Genomic DNA, 20098 nt, shown 5'->3' with positions numbered 1-20098 from the left:
TCAGACTTGCGTCAAACTGTCTCAGTCCTGCTGCGGCGCCAGGGCTTCACGCAGGCTTTGAACAGCCACGTCGCGGGCCTGAGCACTGGCGAACTGCGGCCCGTCTGCGACCTGCTCGCCGTTCAGCCACAGGCTGAAGCTCAGGCCTTCGACACGCACGTCGGCATCGCCACCTTGCTGCAACTGCTTGCTCACCGCACCCGCGCTCTTGCCATCGGCGAAGCTGCGGGACAACAGCAATTGCTCGCCATCGGCGGCCAACAGGCGGAAGCGGAAGCTGCCATCCTCGTCACGGAAGCTGACGAAGCGTGCGCTCTTGACGGCCTTCTTCTTCACCTCGGTGGTGGCCTGCACGCTGCTGCGGAACGAGCGCAGGCCCACCGCCTCGCGCAGTTGCTCGAGGAACGGCGTGGCAGTCTTGCGGGCCTTGGCGGCGCCTGCCAGCAAGATGTCTTCCAGGTCCGACGGGCGGGAAATCAGTTGATGATAGTGCTCACGCTTCTCGGCCAGTTGCCCGTCAAGCAGCTGGAACAGGCGCTGCTTGGCTTCGCCCCAGCCCAGGCCCTGCAGCAGCTCTTCGCGGAACTCGGCGCATTGCGCCGGCGTCGAGAAAGCCTGGAACAGGGTGAACAGGTGCGCGTTGTCCGGGTCTTTCGCTTCGCCAGGTGCGCGCGAGTCGGTCACGATGCGCGAAATGGCGTCTTTCATGTCCTTCGCGGTAGAGAACAGCGGGATGGTGTTGTCGTAGCTCTTGGACATCTTGCGCCCGTCCAGGCCAGGCAAGGTCGCCACGCTTTCTTCGATGACCGCCTCTGGCAGGGCAAAGAAGTCCTTGCCCTGGCCAAACAGGTGGTTGAAGCGCTGGCCGATGTCACGGGCCATTTCCACGTGCTGGATCTGATCGCGCCCCACCGGCACCTTATGGGCGTTGAACATCAGGATGTCCGCCGCCATCAGGACCGGGTAGCTGTACAGGCCCATGGTCACGCCGGCGTCCGGGTCTTCGCCATTCTCGAGGTTCTTGTCCACCGAAGCCTTGTAGGCGTGCGCACGGTTGAGCAGGCCCTTGGCCGCAACGCAGGTGAGCAGCCAGGTCAGCTCAGGGATCTCGGGAATATCAGACTGACGGTAGAAAGTCACCTTGTCCGGGTCCAGGCCGCCGGCCAGCCAGGTTGCAGCGATTTCCAGACGAGAGCGCTGGATGCGCAGGGGGTCATCGCACTTGATCAGGGCGTGATAGTCGGCCAGAAAGTAGAACGAATCGGCACCCGGCTGCTGGCTGGCGACGATCGCCGGGCGAATGGCACCGGCGTAGTTGCCCAGGTGTGGAGTACCGGTGGTGGTGATACCAGTGAGAATGCGCGTGGTCATGGGTGTTCGCTTATTCAGGCTTGGCTCAATTCGAAAGGCGCGGCAGCAGCAGATCCTTCAGATCGGTCAGCTTGCCATGGAAGAAGTGTCCGCATTCTGCCACTTTCAGCAGCTGATGGGGGCGCCCCAGTGCGTCGGACCATTCGTAAACCAGTTGCGGATCGACGACTTCGTCGGCGTCAGGCTGCACCACGGCAATCGGGCAGCGCTGCGGCAGCGGGAACTCTGCGGTCAGGCGCATCACCGCCGCGGCGATCATGAACAGCTGCTGCAGCGTCACACCCTGGGCTTCCAGGCGACCGGCCAGGCTGGTGGCGACAAAGCCGCCGAACGAGAAGCCCATCAATACCAACGGCAGCTCGGGGTGCTTGGCACGCAACCAGGCCGCCGCCGCCTCGGCATCGGCCACCTCACCGGCGCCCATGTCATGGCTGCCGGCACTCTGGCCGACGCCGCGATAGTTGAAGCGCAGGGTCACGTAGCCGGCGTCGCGGGCGGTGCGCTGCAGGGTCGAGACCACCTTGTTGAGCATGGTGCCGCCCTGGACCGGGTTGGGGTGGCAGATCAACACCGCGCCGCGGGCATCGGCCACGTCCAGGTACAAGGCTTCCAGCTGGCCGATCGGGCCATCGATGAACAAGGGGGTTTCGCGGACAAGCAAGGCACTACTCCGTGACCTCGAAGAGGGTCGATTCGTCTAGGTGAGGAATTCTGTTCTGATTTGCGATCGCTCGCGGTATACAGCGCAGGTCTGAGCCGTTAACGTAAAGCAAAGCCGTTTATAGAGGAAGGACTCGTGGAACTCTCGCTCCTTGTTTGGTTGTTGCCAACCCTGGCCCTGGTCATCGGTGTGGCGGTCGGTTTCATCGTGGCCCGCCTGTTGCCCAATGCGGCGCCCAGCAATACCCAGCGCCAACTGGATGACATCCAGAAGCGTTTCGACAGTTACCAGAACGAAGTGGTCACCCACTTCAACAGCACCGCCATGCTGGTCAAGAAACTGACCCAGAGCTACCAGGACGTGCAGGATCACCTTGCCGAAGGCGCCAACAACCTGGCCCTTGACGATGTCACCCGTCAGCGCCTGCTGGCTGCCCTGCACTCTGAAGGCACCCAAGGTCCACGTGACCGCCTGACCCCGCCGAAGGACACTGCTGAAGTGCCACGCGACTATGCACCGAAGTCGCCGAACTCGCCGGGCATGCTCGACGAGAGCTACGGGCTCAAGCGCTGATCGATTGCCAGGGAGGAGTGGCTAGCCGCTCCTCCTGCTTCACCCCTCCAGACAAACCTGCCGCAAAGGTTCAGCCTTCTTCACCCCGCCTCAGGCCGCATTTCCTACTGCCGGCCAATCAAGTACTTCAGGATCCTGCATAAGTCCCTCAACCGGAGTAGACCTATGCTGACTAATCGACAACGCTCTTTCATTGCCACCGTCGAAGTCGTGGATGGCACGTTGCACTTCCTCGACGTACTGCACAGTGGGCCCGCCGAACTGGAAAAAACTTCAACGAGCCCCCCTGGCAGCCTGACTGCGGGCGGCCTGGCGACGGCCGGATTTGCCAGTCGAACATTTCGCAGAGCCCTTCGCCGAGCCGGACAAAATGAAGCGCGCCGAAAAGATGAGCCAAAGAAAATTGAACAACCAGTCAAACGAGACGAGTCACATTACCTCGGCCACGTATCGAACACAGTCAGTTGTCCGCCTTTGAAACTTTACTTCCGCCGGGTAGATAACGGCTACCGGCTGTTTGTCCGTTCAGAAGTGCGTCACGGGCATGCGCTGTACATACATGACGAGGACTGCGTGGGTGCTTTCCGCTCGCCACTGAAGGGTGCCTACCCAACGCTGTTCGACTTACTCGACTGCGACGATACGCCAATTCCCTTCGAAGACCTCGCCGACCAAGCAATCGTGCGCCTGGCACCTGCTGGAAGACGAACCCCTCTTATGCTGCGTACTTTCAATGGGGTGCCGTTTACCTACATCTGCAAGCAGGGTCAGCAACCTCTTGAGTTACGCCTGAACATCCTTGAAAGAAACGCCGCTTATCTCAATGACCCAGACGAAATCTGAGGCCACGCACGTTATAGCGACTGCGCAGTGCAGGTATACGGTTTTATCCGCGAAAGGCCAGTTCAGCCAGCCTGGTGGCTGGCTTTAAGCGCATGCTCGATATCTGCCAGCAAGTCCTCCACATCTTCCAACCCCACCGACAACCGCACCAGCCCCTCTGAGATGCCATGATGCGCCCGCTCTTCGGGCGTATAGCTGGAATGGGTCATGCTCGCCGGATGCTGCGCCAGCGACTCGGCATCGCCCAGGCTCACCGCCCTGGCAAAGAGTTGCAGCGCATTCATGAAGCGCCGCCCAGCCTCGATCCCGCCCTTGAGTTCGAAAGCAATCATCCCGCCCGGCAAGCGCATCTGCCGCTGCGCCAGCTCGTATTGGGCAAACGATGGCAGCCCTGGATACTGGATCAGCTCCACCTGGGGCTGGCGCGCGAGAAATTCGGCTACTTGCTGGGCATTGGCGCAGTGACGATCCATGCGCAGCGCCAGGGTCTTGATGCCGCGCATCAGCAATGAGGCATCGTGCGGCGACAACACCGCACCGGTCATGTCCTTGAGGCCTTCAAGGCGAATCCGATCCACCAGTGCCTTGCGCCCTATCACCAGCCCGGCCGTGATATCACCGTGGCCACTGAGGTACTTGGTCGCCGAATGCACCACCAGATCGGCGCCCAACTCCAATGGCCGCTGCAGGTACGGCGTGCAATAGGTGTTGTCGACCACGATATGCAAGTCATGCCCCCGCGCCGCTTCAGCCACTGCCGCAATATCGACCAGTTGCATGTTCGGGTTGGCCGGCGTTTCGAAATAGATCACCCGGGTTTTAGGGGTGATCGCGGCCTTCAGCGCCTTGGCGTCATTGAGGTCGACATGGCGGACCTTTACCCCGAACTCGCCGATGCCATGGTGCATATAGGCAAAGGTGCAGCCATACACCGTGCGCCCGACAAGCAGCTCGTCACCGGGGCGCAACAGGGTCCATAGCGTCGAGGTGATGGCCCCCATGCCCGACGCCAGCGCCAGGCCCGCCTCGCCCCCCTCCAGTGAAGCCATGCGCTGCTCCAGCAAGGCCAGGGTCGGGTTGGAAATACGGCTGTAGAAATGCCCACCCTCCTCCCCGGCAAAGCACGCCGCGCCGTATTCAACGCTGGGGAAGGCATAGGTTGAAGTCTGGTAAACCGGTGGCACCAAGGCACCGTTGTGGGAAAGCGGGTCGTAGCCATGGTGGATGGCGCGGGTGGAAAAACCGGTGTTGTTATGGGAGTCGCGCATGGCAACAGCCTCTGGTGGTTTGTTATAAGCTTATGCCACCGAGCTGCCTGAAATTTTCCAAAATTGCCCACACATTCGCGCCTGTTTTGGAAAGAAAACAACAAATACAACACCAGGAGGGCAAATCATGCCTTCAAGCCTCGACCGTACCGACCGCGCTCTGCTCGCGGCCTTGCAGGACAATGCCCGCCTTACCATCTCCGAACTCGCCGACCAGGTCGCGCTGACGACCTCGCCTTGCTGGCGACGGGTCAAGTTGCTGGAAGACAACGGTTATATCACCGGTTACCAGGCCATCTTGTCGCCCAAGTCGCTGGGGTTTGGGGTGACGGCGTTTGTCAGCATCATGATGGATTCGCATACCAAGGAGATGGCTCTGGCGTTCGAGCAAAGGCTGATGGAGATTCCCGAGATTGTGGCTTGCCACAACATCTCTGGGCGGTATGACTTTCTGCTGGAGATACTGGCGCGGGACCTGGAATCGTTTGGGGAATTTACCCGGGAAGTGCTGCAGCGGTTGCCGGGGGTGAAAGAGATCTATTCGAGCTTTTCCTACAAGGCCGTTAAGGAAAAACGGGTAATTCCTGTATCTGAAGTACACATTTGAATCAGATCTTTCAAGTCGGTGGGAAGTCTCCTACCGATTGACAAGCCGCGCCTGACATACACGAAAAACCAGCCGTAGCACGCTTGCCATGTAGCGATCAGGAGGATGACTACATGGCTCAAGATGACACTATCAAATTTGGTGAACCCTTCCGTGATTCCCGCAATGCGCTGAATCTGAATGAGGGGCTCTGGATGAACGAGGAGGCCCCAGACCGAGCACCGCTCCCTCCTTTGTCCGGCGGCGGGGGACCAGGCTACGGCGGCTGGGGGCTCAACCAAGGAACCCCAAGAGGAACCAGCCCCAGTCGGTCAGACATTTCAAGGATCATATCCGCGCGCAGGGTCTTAAGCGAAGAATATCAAATTATTGAAAAAGACTACGAAGAGCAATATGCCCCGCAATTAAGTAAACTTCCAGAAACAGTGGGAGCCTTAAAGCTCCAAATTTCAACTGAAGCTTCCAACTCCCCTGACCCACTTTCCCAAGCGATAGCACAACAGAAAATTTTAACCTCGCGCATCACTCAAATCCGCGATGGCTACCTGCAAATTGTGCCAAATGCCAACGCATATTACGGCGCCCTAGCGTTTTATAAGCGCGCCGACTCGATGATGAGCAGGCTGCTGGAGCCTGGAGTATTCACTGAAAGGGATGAAGCGTTCGCAAGGGCGTTTTCTTCGCGATTACAGCGATCCTGGGAGGGTGCCTATAAATTACACATCGAAGCCCACAAGCACCAAGCGTTGGCTGACGACCTCAGTGCCGTGGCAGCGCAAGTGGATGGAGCGGAACTGAGCCACCCTCCGGTTGACCTCATCAAGGCTGCCGAGCGTAGAACAACGCAAATCATTGCCGAACGGCAGATTTACTTCAATTGCTTACCCAATGTTCTGCAGCATGAATTGAGCCAGCAGACCACTATCGACAGCTCATGGACGCTAGCCCAAACACTCAATGCTTATTTGGCAACCGCCACACGCATGGTGCAAGCCAAGCAATCTCAGATCCCGACATTTAAACAAAAAAACCCGCAGATCAACGGCCCCCTGTCAAAGCCTCAGCTTGAAGCACTTTTGCATCTTGTCGACGAACAACGTTTAAGACGAGCCGGTCCACGCTGGAAGGAGTATCACCAAGCCCTGGCACTGAGCGAGTCGATCAGGTTTCTCGGCGCGTACTCCAGCAGTACGCAGAATCTGGTTCGTCGCGCCAATGAAGTTGAACAATTACGCGCCCAGCATGCCAGTCAGCTAGAGGTGGAACGTCAGAAGGCGGAAGCTGAACGCCTGGCGGCAGAGGAAGCTGCACGACAAGCGGCCGAGGCGAAGCGACTGGCTGCCGAGGCTGAACGCCACAGGCAGGAAGTAGCACGCAGAAGCATCAGCTATATCAACGACACCCATTCTGTTGCATCTGCGACTACCGTCATTCCGATTGGGGCAGCGAGCTTCGCTGTCGAGGTCGCGTCAGTTGCCCTTCGCGCTACGATCGTCGCTGCAGTAAGTCGATTGGCTGCCCCTTCGGCCACCTTGGCTTTAGCCATTCTTTCGGCAGCATGGCCTTCGACGCTCGGTAACGCTGAAAGGCGCTACCTGATCAGCACTCCTCTTTCCAGCCTTTCTCCGCCGGGCGGGCCTGACCTGGCAGCCCTTGCACTTTCGTCAGCCAGCGTAGACGTTCCTTACTTACTGGCTGGCAGTGAAGAAGGGAATGACATCGGCCTATACGTGGTGCCCGGTGGGAAAGCAGTGGCCGTAAGAGCGGCCACGTTTGATACAGAACGGCAGGTTTACAGCCTTGTACTTGAAAACCCGCAGCGCATCCTGACCTGGACCCCCGCCAGCCCGCCCGGAGGTGGTGAAGGTAGCTCCACCAGCCTGCCACCCGCTCCACCGGGCACGATTGTTTACACTGGCAGTAGCCTGAATCCTGTAAGTAATGAAACGGAAGGTTATCCGGCACTGGATCTGCTCGATCAGGAACGGCTGATCATCACCTTCCCGATCGACTCGGGATTGCCGCCTATTCTGGTGGTTTTCAAGAGTCCAAGGTATGAGCCAGGTACCGTCACAGGCGTCGGTGCACAAGTAACAGGGATCTGGCTTGGTGAGGCCGCCCGTGAAGGAGGCGCGCCGATACCGGCACATATTGCCGATCAGCTTAGAGGTATTGAATTTCCGAGCTACGATGCTTTTCGAGAAAAACTCTGGAAAATCGTTGCAAATGATCCCGAGCTTTCAAAGCAATTTTCCAAACAGAACCTTAGCCGCATGCGGGAAAGAGGGAACGCACCTAGGTCACGTTACTCTGATGCTTACGGGAAAAAGAAGAGTTTTGAACTACACCATGTAGTACCCATCAGCGAAGGGGGTGCGGTCTACGACATTGACAACTTAAGGGTTGTGACACCAGCAGCTCATCATAGGATTCATTATGGAGACAAACCATGAGCCTTAAGACCAACTACCACGACTATACAGAGCTGGAATTCATTGAATTCCTAAAGGAAATATACCGGGCCAATACCGAGGAGCCGGATGACGTATTAGATCCTTTGCTGGAGCACTTTTCTGCAATAACCGAGCATCCTAGCGGAACCGACCTGATTTACTGGCCCGAGAATGATGAGCAAGGTGAGCCTGAAGCGGTCCTGAACATTATCAAAACTTGGCGTGCAGCTAACGGAAAGCCCGGATTCAAGGATAACTAAACCATATACCCCCGCTTCGGCGGGGCACCCTAATTAGAGCAAGAATTTTCCTACAAACCTTTAGAAAAATCCTCACACTCAGTGCAGTACGGTGAACATTTCCAACCCAAACAAACACAGTCATGATCCATGCATCACTTCAAGAGAGAAACGCTTTCATGGCTATGCACCTTCCAGAGTAGATCGCACAGAAGCTGGCAGAACAAAGCTTCGCCAACTTCGACGAATTTTCCGAGTCCTTCTGGATGGCCGTCGCCGAGGACCCGGTCTACTCTCATCAATTCGTCACCTCGCAACTCAACCGCATCAAACAAGGCTGGCCACCCCGCGCCCCGTTCGGCGAAACCGCCAAAGCCGTGCGCAACTATCAGCTCTGCCACCTCGACCCACCCACCTTGGGCGGTGCAATGTACGACGCTGAAAACCTGCGAATCATGAGCGTCCTGCAATACGCGCTATCGTCGGAGGTGCAGTGGTGATCAGTCAAAAGCACAGCCTTGCCGATTACACCTGCGCCGAGTTCAAGGCGGTGATCGAGGAACTGCTCCAGGCCTCTGGCACCTCGGCCTGGCAGGACCGATTGCTTGAACACTTTATCGACATGACCGAGCACCCGAGCGGCTCGGATCTGCTCTATTACCCGGCAAACGAACTCGAGGGCTGCGCCATGGGTGTGATCGCACGTATCATTGCCTGGAGAAAATCGAAGGGATTTGCCCTGTTCAAGGATATGCAATGAAAAAGTCGGTATGGATGCTGATGCTGCTTCTCTCGGGTTGCACCAATGGAGATTTCTTTCTGTTGCCCAATCAGCAGGACCTGAAATTTGCCTGCGACATGGATCCTTATAAACAAGGGTGCGAACGGCAAAATGATTATGGCCAGCATTTCAAGTCAGTCGAGGGCAAGAAGGGCTAGGTAGTCATTGGGGAGCGGTGCCTACTGGCTCAATGTTTGTTCTGTAATGCCCAAAAACTCGCAGGCTGCTTGAACATCCAACAACTGACAACGGCTGTCGATACGCTTCCGTACTACCTGAGGCTATGGCCGTCCAGTTGCGTCAGTCAATTTCTCAATGCATCCATTTGTAAATACGTTCGTCCATCAAGGTGCATGACTTACGCGCTGAGGTGGCGCGCAAATCGAGCGCCGCGCGGGCGGCGCTCGATCTCAAGAGCGCTGGAAAAGCCAAGGCAAGCACCTGGCAGCCCAAATGCATATTTCCTCCCCACAATCGAGTAGGAGGCGGGTTCACACCCGCCGTCCTCTCACACCACCGTGCGTACGGTTCCGTACACGGCGGTTCAGGCTATGCGGCTAAGCCGGTTGATCGTATCCAGTATCGAGACCAGTCCGAGTCGATCCCATAGTTTCTTCGGCAGCGCCTGATTCATATGTGGCGCCCCCGAGTTCCACCACGGGCCTCGGCCGTTATAGGCCGATTTACAGGCACGCTCTTCGCTTAAGCCCAGACGCATCAGGTTGCGCGCCCTCGTAGAGGGCTGCTTCCATTGGCGCCAGATGGCACAGCGGAGTTTGTGCCTGACCCAGCCATCCAGTTCCTCAAGTGGCCGTTTGCTCTGGCTGAGCTTGAAGTAACCCGCCCAGCCTCGTAATACAGGGTTTATCCGCTCGATGGTATTTGCCATCTTGCGACCCCGTGCACCGCGTAGCAACTCTGCGAGCCGGTCGCGCAGGCGACCCAGGCTCATCGTTGCCACCCGCAGCCTTGGCTGCTGATGCCAGCTCATCCCATAGCCCAAGTAGTCACACTTCCAGGCTCTCGCGACTCGACTCTTCTTCTGATTCACCGTCAGTTTCAAACGTTGGTTCAGGAAGCGCTCGACACTGACCAGTACTCGCTCGCCAGCCCGAGGACTGCGCACATAAATGTTCGCGTCATCGGCATAGCGCACGAAGCGATGGCCCCGCCGCTCCAGTTCGCGGTCAAATTCATCGAGCAGGATATTCGACAGCAGCGGCGAGAGCGGGCCGCCTTGCGGCGTCCCTTCCTGCCGTGGGCTAACGACACCGCCTGACATGACTCCCGCTTCAAGGTAGCGACGGATAAGCCTAAGTACGCACTTATCTTTGACCCGGCACTCGATACAGGCCATGAGGATGTCGTGGTTGACTCGATCGAAGAACTTTTCCAGATCGATTTCCACGCACCACCGATGCCCCGATGCCACATGGGCACGGGCCATCTCGACAGCTTGATGTGTGCTTCTGCCCGGACGGAAGCCATAACTGTAGTCCGAGAACAGTGGGTCGAAGATGAGCGTGAGCTGTTGCTGCAAGGCTTGCTGGATCAAGCGGTCCACGACGCTGGGGATTCCCAGTTGCCGTGTGCCGCCCTGCGGCTTGGGAATTTCAACCGCTCGCACTGCTTGTGGATGGTATTCACCGGCCAGTAGCCTGGCCTTGAGGGTTGGCCAATACTGTTTCATGTAGCCCGCCAAGTCAGCGACCGTCATGCCATCGGCACCCGGCGCTCCCTTGTTGCTGACCACGCGTTGATACGCACGTCTGAGGTTGGCCGGTGCAAGCACCCGCTCCATCAGCGTGTCCGGCTCCGCGTTCGTCCACGTTACTGACGCCGTCGATACCTTTGCACTGTCATGCATCATCCTCAGCTTCTGGCCGGGACTCGGGATGACAGTTTCCGCTGTGGGAAATTTCTGCATTACGGCTACCAACGAGACAGTGACGCCTACTGGCGGCATAACCTGTTCGGCCCTTGGTGGCGCGGTTAACCGCCACTTACTACGGCTTCGGCTGACTTCTGCATGCTCATCCCGTCGCCTTACGACGCTCGGTAGCACAAAGGCAAGCGTGCAGATCTCCCAGGGTAATTCGCGCGACCTTCCTGCTTATGCCTGTCGGATTTACGTCACAGCGTTCCGTGCAAGTATTGGGCTTTGAAGATTGTTGCCTTCTTACCCCGCTGCGCCGCCTAATCCGCTTCCTGTTCGTCAGGCCAGCATTTTGCCTCGGGCTTCCTTCAGATTCGCAGTCGCCTGCGACACCCTTGCCTCTGGCTAACACTTCCCCTTGCCGGGTGTGTAGAGGACTTTCACCTCCAAGTCACCCACTCGGCCACCACAGCCAAGCGGGTTGCGCTGACGCGCAACGCGCCATGCCTGGCGCACAACAAAAAACCCCGCCGAAGCGGGGTTTTTCACAAGCAGCAATGCTTAGATAGCGCCACGCTGGCGCAGCACATCCAGCACCTGCTTCACGCCTTCTTCAACACTGGTGTTCTGGGTATCGATCACCAGGTCTGCATCCAGCGGCACATCGAACGGGAAGCTTTCACCCGGGATGTTGTCGCCACCGGCAGCGTACAGGCCCTGAGGGTCACGCTCGCGGCACGCCAGCGGCGAGGCCTGAACGTAAACAGTCACCAGGCGGTCCTTGCCGATCAGCGCCTTGGCCTGCTCGCGGCCTTCGGCATCCGGGGCGACGAAGGCAGCCAGGGTCAACAGGCCAGCTTCGTTGAACTGGCGCGCCACATGGGCGGCGCGGCGCCAGTTCTCGGTGCGGCCAGCGCGGTCTTGTGGCAGGCCTTTGTTCAGGTCGTGGCGCAGGTTCTGGCCATCGAGCACGTACACTGCACGGCCCATGTCGAACAGCTTGCGCTCCACGGCGTAGGCCAGGGTGCTCTTGCCAGCGCCGGACAGGCCGCTGAACAGCACGGTGGCCGGTTGCTGGCCGAAGCGCAGCGCGCGCTCTTCGGTGGCTACGTGAGCCTGCTTGCCATGCTGGCCGGTGCCACCGTGCGGCAGGACTGGCGGAGCGATGATCATGCCGGCGCCGACGGTGCCGTTGGTCAGGCGGTCGATGACGATGAACGCACCGGTGGTGCGGTTGCTGTCGTAACCGTCCAGGGCGATCGAGGTGTCCAGGGCAACCTTGACGCGGCCGATCTCGTTCAGCTGCAGCGCGCTGGCAGCACCCTGTTCCAGGGTGTTCACATCGACCTTGTGGGTAATGCTGGCAATCGAGCCCGGCACGTAGCTGGTGGCGCGCTTGATGTCGTACTTCTTGCCCGGGAGCATCGGCTCCTCGGCCATCCACACCAGCATGGCGTCGAACTGGTCGGTCACTGGCGGCACGTTATCGGCGTGCACCAGCAGGTCGCCACGGGAGATGTCGATCTCGTCTTCCATGGTCAGGGTCACGGCCTGGCCTGGGCCGGCGTTTTCCAGCTCACCTTCGTAGGTAACAATGGACTTGACCCGGCTGCTCTTGCCCGACGGCAGCACGACCACTTCATCACCCTTGTGCACCACGCCGCTGGCGATGGTGCCGGCGAAGCCGCGGAAGTTCAGGTTCGGACGGTTGACGTACTGCACCGGGAAACGCAGGTCGGTGAAGTTGCGGTCGGCCGAAACCTCGACGGTTTCAAGGATTTCCATCAACGTCGGGCCGGCGTACCACGGCGATTGCTCGCTGTGGTTGACCACGTTGTCGCCCTTGAGCGCCGACATCGGCACGAAGTGCAGGCTGCTTGGCTTCAGGTTGATGGCGTCGGCGAACTTCAGGTAGTCGGCCTTGATCGACTCGAACACGCCTTCATCGAAGCCTTTGAGGTCCATCTTGTTGACCGCGACCACGATGTGCTTGATGCCCAGCAACGAGGCGATGTAGCTGTGGCGGCGGGTCTGGGTCTGCACACCGTAGCGGGCATCGACCAGGATGATCGCCAGGTCGCAAGTGGACGCGCCGGTGGCCATGTTGCGGGTGTACTGCTCGTGGCCCGGGGTGTCGGCGATGATGAACTTGCGCTTGGCGGTAGAGAAGTAGCGGTAGGCGACATCGATGGTGATGCCCTGCTCGCGCTCGGCCTGCAGGCCGTCGACCAGCAGCGCCAGGTCGACTTCTTCGCCGGTGGTGCCGACTTTCTTCGAATCACGGGTGATGGCCTCGAGGTGGTCCTCGTAGATCATCTTCGAATCGTGCAGCAGGCGCCCGATCAGGGTGCTCTTGCCGTCATCCACGTTGCCGCAGGTGAGGAAACGCAGCAGTTCTTTACGCTCGTGCTGAGCCAGGTAGGCGAGGATGTCCTCGCTGATCAGATCGGATTGGTGACTCATTGCATTCAAGCTCCAAGCTGTAAGCTTCAAGCAGCAAGCTTGTCGGCATACAGCTAGTTAGAAATTTTGTTGATCAACCCTGCAAGCATTTTGGAGAGCTCGCGGGTTTCGTTAATCCAGTCGTTAGCCAATTCAGCGGGCAGGTAACCTATTTCACCGGCGATGATCAGTTGCGTACGCAGCTCCGCACTGGAGGCTTTCGCTACGCTGAGAAACCAGACCTTCTCTCGCCATCCTCTACGCTCCATCCCCTCTGCAATAGTGGAGGGTATTGAAACAGCTGAGCGTGTGATCTGAGATCGGAACCCAAAATCTCGGCATTCGGCAAAAGCCCGATACATCTCGACCGCTAAGCACTTGCTTCTCTGCCAAACCAGTAACTTCTCAAAATCCACTGCGAGCACTCCCTGTGCGCCCGCAGAGCAGGCGGCAGTCCGCAAATTTCAGAAGCTAACGCGTTTCGCTTCTTTCTTGCAGCTTGCCGCTTGTAACTTGAAGCTTAGAAGTAGCCCTGACGTTTCTTGTCTTCCATGGAGCCAGCGCCATCGTGGTCAATGACTCGGCCCTGGCGCTCGGAAGTGCGCGTCAGGAGCATTTCCTGAATGATGTCGGTGAGCGTTTCGGCTTCCGACTCGACAGCACCCGTGAGCGGGTAGCAACCGAGGGTACGGAAACGCACCTTCTTCTTGACGATGCGCGCTTTGTCTTCCTCGGAGAGATGCTCGAGGATGCGGTCGTCGTCGATCATGATCAGGGTGCCGTTCTTCTCGATGACTTCACGCTCGGCAGCGAAGTACAGCGGCACGATCGGGATGCCTTCGAGGTAGATGTACTGCCAGATGTCCAGCTCGGTCCAGTTCGACAGCGGGAACACGCGGATCGACTCGCCTTTGTTGACCTTGCCGTTGTAGACGTTCCACAGTTCCGGGCGCTGGTTCTTCGGGTCCCAGCGGTGCTTGCTGTCACGGAACGAGTAGACACGCTCTTTGGCACGCGATTTTTCTTCGTCGCGGCGGGCACCACCGAAAGCGGCGTCGAAACCATGCTTGTCCAAAGCCTGCTTGAGGCCTTGCGTTTTCATGATGTCGGTGTGCTTGGAGCTGCCATGGGTGAATGGGTTGATGCCCTGCGCCACACCTTCAGGGTTGACGTGGGTGATCAGCTCCAGGCCCATTTCCTCGACCATCTTGTCGCGGAAGCGATACATCTCCTGGAATTTCCACTGGGTGTCGACGTGCATCACCGGGAACGGCAGCTTGCCTGGGAAGAAGGCTTTGCGTGCCAGGTGCAGCATCACGGCGGAATCCTTGCCGATCGAGTAGAGCATCACCGGGTTGTCGAACTCGGCGGCCACCTCGCGGATGATGTGGATGCTTTCCGCCTCCAGCTGTTTCAAGTGCGTCAGTTTGTCGACCATGGCTACTCACGTAAAACGATCTTATGGACGGCCTTCGGGCCGTGTTCGAGCGAGCCACTTTATCACAGCGGCTGATTCTATTTAGGCGCCTGCCTAGATCGAAAAGGTCTAACGATATGACTAGGGGTTTGGCTATTGAAGGGCGGCTCTGCGGCCCCTTTCGCCAGCAAAGCGACGCCCATGCGCTGGAGGCCCGCTTGCCCGCGATTGGGCCGAAGATGGCCTCAGATCGGGTTCGGGCAATCGATGAACAGGTGCTCCAGGGCAAAGCGCCGGGCCAGGTAGTCGCCCAGCGCCTGCACGCCGTAACGCTCGGTGGCATGGTGCCCGGCGGCAATGAAGCTCACGCCATTTTCGCGGGCACTGTGGTAGGTCTGCTCGGACGCCTCACCACTGATGAACACGTCCACCCCGGCCGCGATCGCCGTATCGATATAGCCCTGCCCTCCGCCGGTACACCAGCCGACGCGACGGATCACCTGGTCACCCTCGACCAGCAGCGGCTCACGCCCCGTGACCTCCTGCACACGGCGGGCGAAATCGCGCGCCGTCACAGGCTCGGCCAGCGAACCTACCAGCCCGACCACCTTGGGATTATTCGGGTCCAGCGGCCCTTCGACAGTGATATCCAGTTGGCGGGCCAGTTGTACGTTGTTGCCGACCTCAGGGTGCACATCCAGCGGCAGATGAAAGGCCAACAGGCTGATGTCGTGCTTGAGCAGGGTCTTCAGGCGGCGCTGCTTGATCCCCGTGATGCACGGGTTCTCGCCCTTCCAGAAATAACCGTGGTGCACCAGTACCAGGTCGGCCTGTGCCTCGACTGCGGCATCGAGCAATGCCTGGCTGGCGGTGACGCCGCTGACGATGCGGCTGACCTGCGGGCGGCCTTCGACTTGCAGGCCGTTGGGGCAGTAATCCTGGATTTTTGCGCTACCCAGGTAACGCTCGGCTTCTTCAACCAGGGTGTCAAGGGCGACGGCCATGGAAAATCTCCTCGAAATCTGCACGTTCAACGGGAACAACGTCCGTATAATGGCCGCCATTATGGGCCGTCGCCGGCGTTGGGGAAACCGGTGTATGATCGCGCGCGTTCGCGCTCCGCCGCGCCACCATGGCCCTCGCCCACTCCCAGGATTCGTTCATGTTCAAGGCTTTGCGTTATTTTGGCTGGCCCCTGCTTACCGGCATATTGATCGCCATACTGATCATTCAGCGCTTCCCGCAGTGGGTCGGCCTGCCCAGCCAGGATGTAAACCTGCAACAAGCGCCACAGACCACGCAGATCATGCAAGGCCCGGTGTCCTATGCCGACGCCGTCACCCTCGCCGCCCCCGCCGTGGTCAACCTGTACACCACCAAGGTGGTGAACAAGAGCGCCCACCCGCTGTTCGAAGACCCGCAGTTCCGCCGCTTCTTCGGCGACAACCTGCCCAAGCAGCGGCGCTGGGAGTCGAGCCTGGGCTCGGCGGTGATCATGAGCCCCGAAGGCTATCTGCTGACCAACAACCACGTCACCAGCGGCGCCGACCAGATCGTCGTGGCCCTCAAAGACGGCCGCGAAACCCTGGCACGCGTGATCGGCAGCGACCCCGAAACCGATCTGGCAGTCTTGAAGATCGACCTCAAGAGCCTGCCGGCAATCACCATCGGCCGCTCCGACACCATCCACATCGGTGACGTCACCTTGGCCATCGGCAACCCCTTCGGCGTCGGCCAGACCGTTACCATGGGCATCATCAGCGCCACTGGCCGCAACCAGCTCGGGCTGAACAACTACGAAGACTTCATCCAGACCGACGCAGCGATCAACCCGGGCAATTCTGGTGGCGCACTGGTCGATGCCAACGGCAACCTGGTCGGCATCAATACGGCGATCTTCTCCAAATCTGGCGGTTCACAGGGCATCGGCTTCGCCATCCCGGTCAAACTGGCACTGGAGGTGATGAAGTCGATCGTCGAGCATGGCCAGGTGATTCGTGGCTGGCTGGGTATCGAAGTTCAGCCGCTGAGCCAGGAACTGGCCGAATCGTATGGCATGCAGGGCCGCCCCGGTATCGTTGTCGCGGGCATTTTCCGCGATGGCCCGGCGCAGAAGGCCGGGTTGCAACTCGGTGACGTGATCCTGAGCATCAATGGCGAGCCGGCCGGTGACGGGCGCAAGTCGATGAACCAGGTGGCGCGGATCAAGCCCAACGAGAAGATCACCATCGAGGTGATGCGTAACGGTCAGCAGCTGAAGCTGATCGCCGAGGTGGGCCTGCGGCCGCCACCTGCTCCGGCAGCGGCCCCAGAAGAAGATAAATGACACAAGGGCTGCTCTGCAGCCCATCGCCGGCAAGCCGGCTGCCACAAGTGCTGCGCCTATCCTGAGCCCGGCGCCGTAGCTGTGGGCCGGCTTGCCGGCGATGGGCCGCAGCGCGGCCCCAGTTGCCTCAATGCAGGATCTGGCTGAGGAACAGCTTGGTACGGTCACTGCGCGGCCGGTCGAAGAAATCATCAGGCGCAGCCTGCTCCACGATCTCCCCCTTATCCATGAAGATCACCCGGTTCGCCACCGTGCGGGCAAAGCCCATTTCGTGAGTCACGCAGAGCATGGTCATGCCGTCCTCGGCCAGGCCAACCATGGTGTCGAGCACTTCCTTGACCATTTCCGGGTCGAGCGCCGAGGTCGGCTCGTCGAACAGCATGATCTTCGGCTTCATGCACAGCGCCCGGGCAATCGCCACGCGCTGCTGCTGGCCACCAGACAACTGCCCCGGGAACTTGTGCGCCTGCTCCGGGATGCGTACCCGCTCCAGATAGTGCATGGCGATTTCCTCGGCCTTGCGCCGCGGCATCTTGCGCACCCACATGGGCGCCAGGGTGCAGTTTTCCAGGATGGTCAGGTGCGGGAACAGGTTGAAGTGCTGGAACACCATGCCCACCTCACGGCGGATCGCCTCGATCTGCTTGAGGTCGTTGGTCAGCTCCACACCATCGACCACGATGCGCCCCTGCTGGTGTTCTTCCAGGCGGTTGAGGCAGCGGATGGTGGTGGACTTGCCCGAGCCGGACGGCCCGCACAGCACGATACGCTCACCCTGGCGCACGTTCAGGTTGATGTCCTTCAGTACATGGAACTGGCCGTACCACTTGTTGACGCCCTGCATCTGGATGATGCCTTCTGGGCCGGCAGGCTGCTTGATCGCTTCACTCATTTCGAAACTCCTAACGCTTGTGGCCAGTGTCCAGCTTGCGCTCCAGGTGCATGGAGTAGCGGGACATACCGAAACAGAAGATCCAGAACACCAGGGCTGCGAACACATAGCCCTCGGTGGCCATGCCCAGCCAGGCCGGGTCGGCGGCAGCCTGCTTGACGCTGTTGAGCAGGTCGAACAGGCCGATGATGATGACCAGGCTGGTGTCCTTGAACAGGGCGATGAAGGTATTGACGATGCCAGGGATCACCAGCTTCAACGCCTGCGGCAGGATCACCAGGCCCATCGAACGCCAGTAGCCCAGGCCCATCGCGGCAGCGGCCTCATATTGACCCTTGGGGATTGCCTGCAGGCCACCTCGCACCACCTCGGCGATGTACGCCGACTGGAACAGGATCACGCCGATCATGGCCCGCAGCAGCTTGTCGAAACTCATGCCTTCGGGCAGGAACAACGGCAGCATCACCGACGACATGAACAGCACGGTGATCAACGGCACCCCACGCCAGAACTCGATGAAGGTCACGCAGACCACCTTCACCGCCGGCATCCGTGAACGCCGCCCCAAGGCCAGCAGGATGCCCAGCGGCAAGGCGCCCACGATACCCACCGTGGCGATGACCAGGGTCAGCATCAGCCCGCCCCACTGGCTGGTCGGCACGCTTGCCAGGCCAAGGTATCCGCCATGCAGCAGCGTGTAGGCCAGGATCGGATACACCACCAGAAAGCCCAGGCCGTAGACGGCCTTGCGCGGGAAACGCTTGATGAACAGCGGCGCAGCGCCCAACACGGCAAGCCACACGGTCAGGTCCACGCGCCAGCGCAACTCCACCGGATAGTAGCCGTACATGAACTGGCCGAAGCGCTGCTGGATGAACACCCAGCAGGCGCCCTCCTTGGTGCAGTCGGCGCGCGTGGTGCCGACCCAGTTGGCGTCGATCAACGCCCACTGCAGCAGCGGCGGCACGATCAGCCATACCAGGTACACGGCGAACAGGGTCAGCAGGGTGTTGATCCAGCTGGAGAAAAGGTTTGCCCGCATCCATGCGAGCACGCCGACGGTCTTGACCGGTGGCGGCATGTCAGGTTTGAAAACATGGGCATTCACGGGCGTATCCTCACCGCTCGATCAGCGCAATGCGCTTGTTGTACCAGTTCATCAGCAGCGAAATGCTGATGCTGATGGCGAGATAGACACTCATGGTGATGGCGATCACCTCGATGGCCTGGCCGGTCTGGTTGAGTACGGTACCGGCGAACAGCGAGACCATCTCTGGGTAGCCGATACCTGCCGCCAGCGACGAGTTCTTCGCCAGGTTCAGGTACTGGCTGGTCAGCGGTGGAATGATCACCCGCAGTGCCTGGGGGATGATCACCTTGCGCAGCGTCGGGCCTTCGCGCAGCCCGAGCGAACGGGCGGCTTCGGTCTGGCCATGGCTGACCGAACGGATGCCCGAGCGTACGATTTCGGCGATGAACGCGGCGGTGTAGATGGTCAGCGCCAAGGTCAGCGCAAGCAGTTCCGGAATCAGGACCCAGCCACCAACGAAGTTGAAACCTTTGAGCTGCGGGACTTCCCAATGCACAGGGCTGCCGAACAGCACCGCACACAGGCCTGGGATCACCAGGAACAGGGCAAGCCCTGCCCAGAACTTGTGGAACGGTTCGCCGGTTTCGTTGAAGCGTTTGTTGGCGTAACGCACCATCGCCATGATTGCCACGATCGCCAGCACCAGGGCAGCGACGAATGGCCAGAAGCCTTCGGCCATGGTGGCGCCGGGCATGTTCAGGCCACGGTTGCTGATGAAGAACGCATCGTCGAAGCTGATGCTGCCCCGTGGCCCCGGCAGGGTCAGAAACACGGCGAAATACCAGAACAGGATCTGCAGCAGCGGCGGGATGTTGCGGAATGTCTCGACGTACACCGTCGCCAGCTTATTGATCATCCAGTTCGGTGACAGGCGCGCCACACCGATGATGAACCCCAGGATCGTTGCCAGAATGACGCCGATGAAGGTGACCAGCAGGGTATTGAGCAAGCCGATCACGAACACGCGTGCATAGCTGTCGGACTCCACGTAGGGAATCAGATGCTGGGCGATGCCAAAGCCGGCACTGCGGTCGAGGAAGTCGAAACCGGAAGTGATGCCCCGGTGTTGCAGGTTGGTCTGCGTGTTGTGGAACAGGTACCAGCCCAGACCCACCACGAAGATGATCGTGAGAATCTGGAACAACCACGCGCGCACACGTGGATCGCTCAGGGTCAGCCCCTTTTGTGCGCCGATTTGATTTTGCATGAAGTGCCCCGGACAGTAGGGATTCGAACAGCCTGCGGCGGCGGAATGCCGC

Annotated in this window: 20 protein-coding genes; 9 read left to right on the top strand and 11 right to left on the bottom strand. The window is 59.5% G+C overall.

Annotation, left to right across the window (positions count from 1 at the left end; translation table 11 throughout):
• Window positions 1-21: 21 nt before the first annotated feature.
• Together OSW16_RS04715 and OSW16_RS04710 are read right to left on the bottom strand one after the other, a co-directional pair.
• Window positions 22-1371 (bottom strand): tryptophan--tRNA ligase, encoded by a 1350-nt coding sequence (locus OSW16_RS04715; RefSeq protein ID WP_267821125.1) that lies wholly within the window; start codon window positions 1369-1371, stop codon window positions 22-24.
• Between the two features lie 25 nt (window positions 1372-1396).
• Window positions 1397-2032 (bottom strand): alpha/beta hydrolase, encoded by a 636-nt coding sequence (locus OSW16_RS04710; RefSeq protein WP_267821123.1) that lies wholly within the window; start codon window positions 2030-2032, stop codon window positions 1397-1399.
• Between the two features lie 135 nt (window positions 2033-2167).
• Between OSW16_RS04710 and OSW16_RS04705 the strand changes: the two genes are divergently transcribed.
• On the top strand, window positions 2168-2605 hold the full coding sequence (locus OSW16_RS04705; RefSeq protein ID WP_241804702.1) for a YhcB family protein: 438 nt from the start codon (window positions 2168-2170) through the stop codon (window positions 2603-2605).
• Between the two features lie 165 nt (window positions 2606-2770).
• On the top strand, window positions 2771-3448 hold the full coding sequence (locus OSW16_RS04700; protein WP_241804701.1) for a hypothetical protein: 678 nt from the start codon (window positions 2771-2773) through the stop codon (window positions 3446-3448).
• Window positions 3449-3510: 62 nt separating this feature from the next.
• On the opposite strand, the gene OSW16_RS04695 is transcribed toward OSW16_RS04700, so the two are convergent.
• Window positions 3511-4716 (bottom strand): methionine gamma-lyase, encoded by a 1206-nt coding sequence (locus OSW16_RS04695; protein WP_241804700.1) that lies wholly within the window; start codon window positions 4714-4716, stop codon window positions 3511-3513.
• Between the two features lie 127 nt (window positions 4717-4843).
• Here OSW16_RS04695 and OSW16_RS04690 point away from each other — a divergent pair, with 127 nt between their 5' ends.
• From OSW16_RS04690 to OSW16_RS04665, 6 genes are all read left to right on the top strand, one after another.
• On the top strand, window positions 4844-5323 hold the full coding sequence (locus tag OSW16_RS04690) for an Lrp/AsnC family transcriptional regulator (protein ID WP_241804699.1): 480 nt from the start codon (window positions 4844-4846) through the stop codon (window positions 5321-5323).
• Window positions 5324-5436: 113 nt separating this feature from the next.
• Window positions 5437-7776 (top strand): S-type pyocin domain-containing protein, encoded by a 2340-nt coding sequence (locus OSW16_RS04685; RefSeq protein WP_267821120.1) that lies wholly within the window; start codon window positions 5437-5439, stop codon window positions 7774-7776.
• Window positions 7773-8036, top strand: coding sequence for a bacteriocin immunity protein (locus OSW16_RS04680; protein WP_241804697.1), 264 nt, complete (start codon window positions 7773-7775; stop codon window positions 8034-8036). Before OSW16_RS04685 ends, OSW16_RS04680 begins: the two co-directional genes overlap by 4 nt.
• Window positions 8037-8218: 182 nt before the next feature.
• Entirely contained in the window at window positions 8219-8515 is a 297-nt protein-coding gene (locus tag OSW16_RS04675; protein ID WP_324288848.1) for an S-type pyocin, read from the top strand.
• The gene (locus OSW16_RS04670; RefSeq protein ID WP_241804695.1) at window positions 8512-8775 is read left to right on the top strand and encodes a bacteriocin immunity protein; all 264 of its coding nucleotides are present in this window, start codon (window positions 8512-8514) and stop codon (window positions 8773-8775) included. Before OSW16_RS04675 ends, OSW16_RS04670 begins: the two co-directional genes overlap by 4 nt.
• Window positions 8772-8954 (top strand): hypothetical protein, encoded by a 183-nt coding sequence (locus OSW16_RS04665; protein WP_241804694.1) that lies wholly within the window; start codon window positions 8772-8774, stop codon window positions 8952-8954. Before OSW16_RS04670 ends, OSW16_RS04665 begins: the two co-directional genes overlap by 4 nt.
• Before the next feature lie 386 nt (window positions 8955-9340).
• Here the strand turns inward: OSW16_RS04665 and ltrA are convergent, their stop codons facing one another.
• From ltrA to OSW16_RS04640, 5 genes are all read right to left on the bottom strand, one after another.
• Entirely contained in the window at window positions 9341-10762 is a 1422-nt protein-coding gene (gene ltrA, locus OSW16_RS04660; protein ID WP_241807218.1) for a group II intron reverse transcriptase/maturase, read from the bottom strand.
• A 471-nt stretch (window positions 10763-11233) separates the two neighbouring features.
• Window positions 11234-13135 (bottom strand): sulfate adenylyltransferase subunit CysN, encoded by a 1902-nt coding sequence (cysN, locus tag OSW16_RS04655; RefSeq protein WP_267821115.1) that lies wholly within the window; start codon window positions 13133-13135, stop codon window positions 11234-11236.
• Between the two features lie 53 nt (window positions 13136-13188).
• Window positions 13189-13530 (bottom strand): four helix bundle protein, encoded by a 342-nt coding sequence (locus tag OSW16_RS04650; protein ID WP_267821113.1) that lies wholly within the window; start codon window positions 13528-13530, stop codon window positions 13189-13191.
• Between the two features lie 104 nt (window positions 13531-13634).
• Window positions 13635-14552 (bottom strand): sulfate adenylyltransferase subunit CysD, encoded by a 918-nt coding sequence (gene cysD / locus OSW16_RS04645; RefSeq protein ID WP_267821111.1) that lies wholly within the window; start codon window positions 14550-14552, stop codon window positions 13635-13637.
• A gap of 224 nt (window positions 14553-14776) precedes the next feature.
• Window positions 14777-15535, bottom strand: coding sequence for a Nif3-like dinuclear metal center hexameric protein (locus OSW16_RS04640; protein WP_241806639.1), 759 nt, complete (start codon window positions 15533-15535; stop codon window positions 14777-14779).
• A gap of 158 nt (window positions 15536-15693) precedes the next feature.
• On the opposite strand from OSW16_RS04640, the gene algW reads away from it, so the two are divergent.
• Window positions 15694-16857, top strand: a complete 1164-nt coding sequence (algW, locus tag OSW16_RS04635) for a Do family serine endopeptidase AlgW (RefSeq protein WP_267821109.1) — start codon at window positions 15694-15696, stop codon at window positions 16855-16857.
• Window positions 16858-16984: 127 nt separating this feature from the next.
• Here the strand turns inward: algW and OSW16_RS04630 are convergent, their stop codons facing one another.
• Genes OSW16_RS04630 through OSW16_RS04620 form a run of 3 tightly spaced genes read right to left on the bottom strand, consistent with a single transcriptional unit; the run spans window position 16985 to window position 20046 of the window.
• Window positions 16985-17749: an amino acid ABC transporter ATP-binding protein gene (locus OSW16_RS04630; RefSeq protein WP_054899237.1), complete on the bottom strand. Its 765-nt coding sequence runs from the start codon at window positions 17747-17749 to the stop codon at window positions 16985-16987.
• Window positions 17750-17759: 10 nt separating this feature from the next.
• Window positions 17760-18857 (bottom strand): amino acid ABC transporter permease, encoded by a 1098-nt coding sequence (locus tag OSW16_RS04625; protein ID WP_267821105.1) that lies wholly within the window; start codon window positions 18855-18857, stop codon window positions 17760-17762.
• A gap of 10 nt (window positions 18858-18867) precedes the next feature.
• On the bottom strand, window positions 18868-20046 hold the full coding sequence (locus tag OSW16_RS04620) for an amino acid ABC transporter permease (RefSeq protein WP_267821102.1): 1179 nt from the start codon (window positions 20044-20046) through the stop codon (window positions 18868-18870).
• Window positions 20047-20098: the final 52 nt, after the last annotated feature.

The sequence above is a fragment of the Pseudomonas putida genome, from assembly GCF_026625125.1.
Taxonomy (GTDB): domain Bacteria; phylum Pseudomonadota; class Gammaproteobacteria; order Pseudomonadales; family Pseudomonadaceae; genus Aquipseudomonas; species Aquipseudomonas putida_X.
The sequence above is the reverse complement of the archived record's forward strand: the minus strand, read 5'-3'. Positions and strand labels throughout refer to the sequence as shown.

Excerpts from the sequence above, each read along its gene's own strand:
- cysD (WP_267821111.1), bottom strand. The coding sequence starts at position 14,552 with ATGGTCGACAAACTGACGCACTTGAAACAGCTGGAGGCGGAAAGCATC.
- OSW16_RS04630 (WP_054899237.1), bottom strand. The coding sequence starts at position 17,749 with ATGAGTGAAGCGATCAAGCAGCCTGCCGGCCCAGAAGGCATCATCCAG.
- algW (WP_267821109.1), top strand. The coding sequence starts at position 15,694 with ATGTTCAAGGCTTTGCGTTATTTTGGCTGGCCCCTGCTTACCGGCATA.
- OSW16_RS04680 (WP_241804697.1), top strand. The coding sequence starts at position 7,773 with ATGAGCCTTAAGACCAACTACCACGACTATACAGAGCTGGAATTCATT.
- ltrA (WP_241807218.1), bottom strand. The coding sequence starts at position 10,762 with ATGCCGCCAGTAGGCGTCACTGTCTCGTTGGTAGCCGTAATGCAGAAA.
- OSW16_RS04700 (WP_241804701.1), top strand. The coding sequence starts at position 2,771 with ATGCTGACTAATCGACAACGCTCTTTCATTGCCACCGTCGAAGTCGTG.
- OSW16_RS04665 (WP_241804694.1), top strand. The coding sequence starts at position 8,772 with ATGAAAAAGTCGGTATGGATGCTGATGCTGCTTCTCTCGGGTTGCACC.
- OSW16_RS04620 (WP_267821102.1), bottom strand. The coding sequence starts at position 20,046 with ATGCAAAATCAAATCGGCGCACAAAAGGGGCTGACCCTGAGCGATCCA.
- OSW16_RS04715 (WP_267821125.1), bottom strand. The coding sequence starts at position 1,371 with ATGACCACGCGCATTCTCACTGGTATCACCACCACCGGTACTCCACAC.
- OSW16_RS04640 (WP_241806639.1), bottom strand. The coding sequence starts at position 15,535 with ATGGCCGTCGCCCTTGACACCCTGGTTGAAGAAGCCGAGCGTTACCTG.
- OSW16_RS04690 (WP_241804699.1), top strand. The coding sequence starts at position 4,844 with ATGCCTTCAAGCCTCGACCGTACCGACCGCGCTCTGCTCGCGGCCTTG.
- cysN (WP_267821115.1), bottom strand. The coding sequence starts at position 13,135 with ATGAGTCACCAATCCGATCTGATCAGCGAGGACATCCTCGCCTACCTG.
- OSW16_RS04695 (WP_241804700.1), bottom strand. The coding sequence starts at position 4,716 with ATGCGCGACTCCCATAACAACACCGGTTTTTCCACCCGCGCCATCCAC.
- OSW16_RS04685 (WP_267821120.1), top strand. The coding sequence starts at position 5,437 with ATGGCTCAAGATGACACTATCAAATTTGGTGAACCCTTCCGTGATTCC.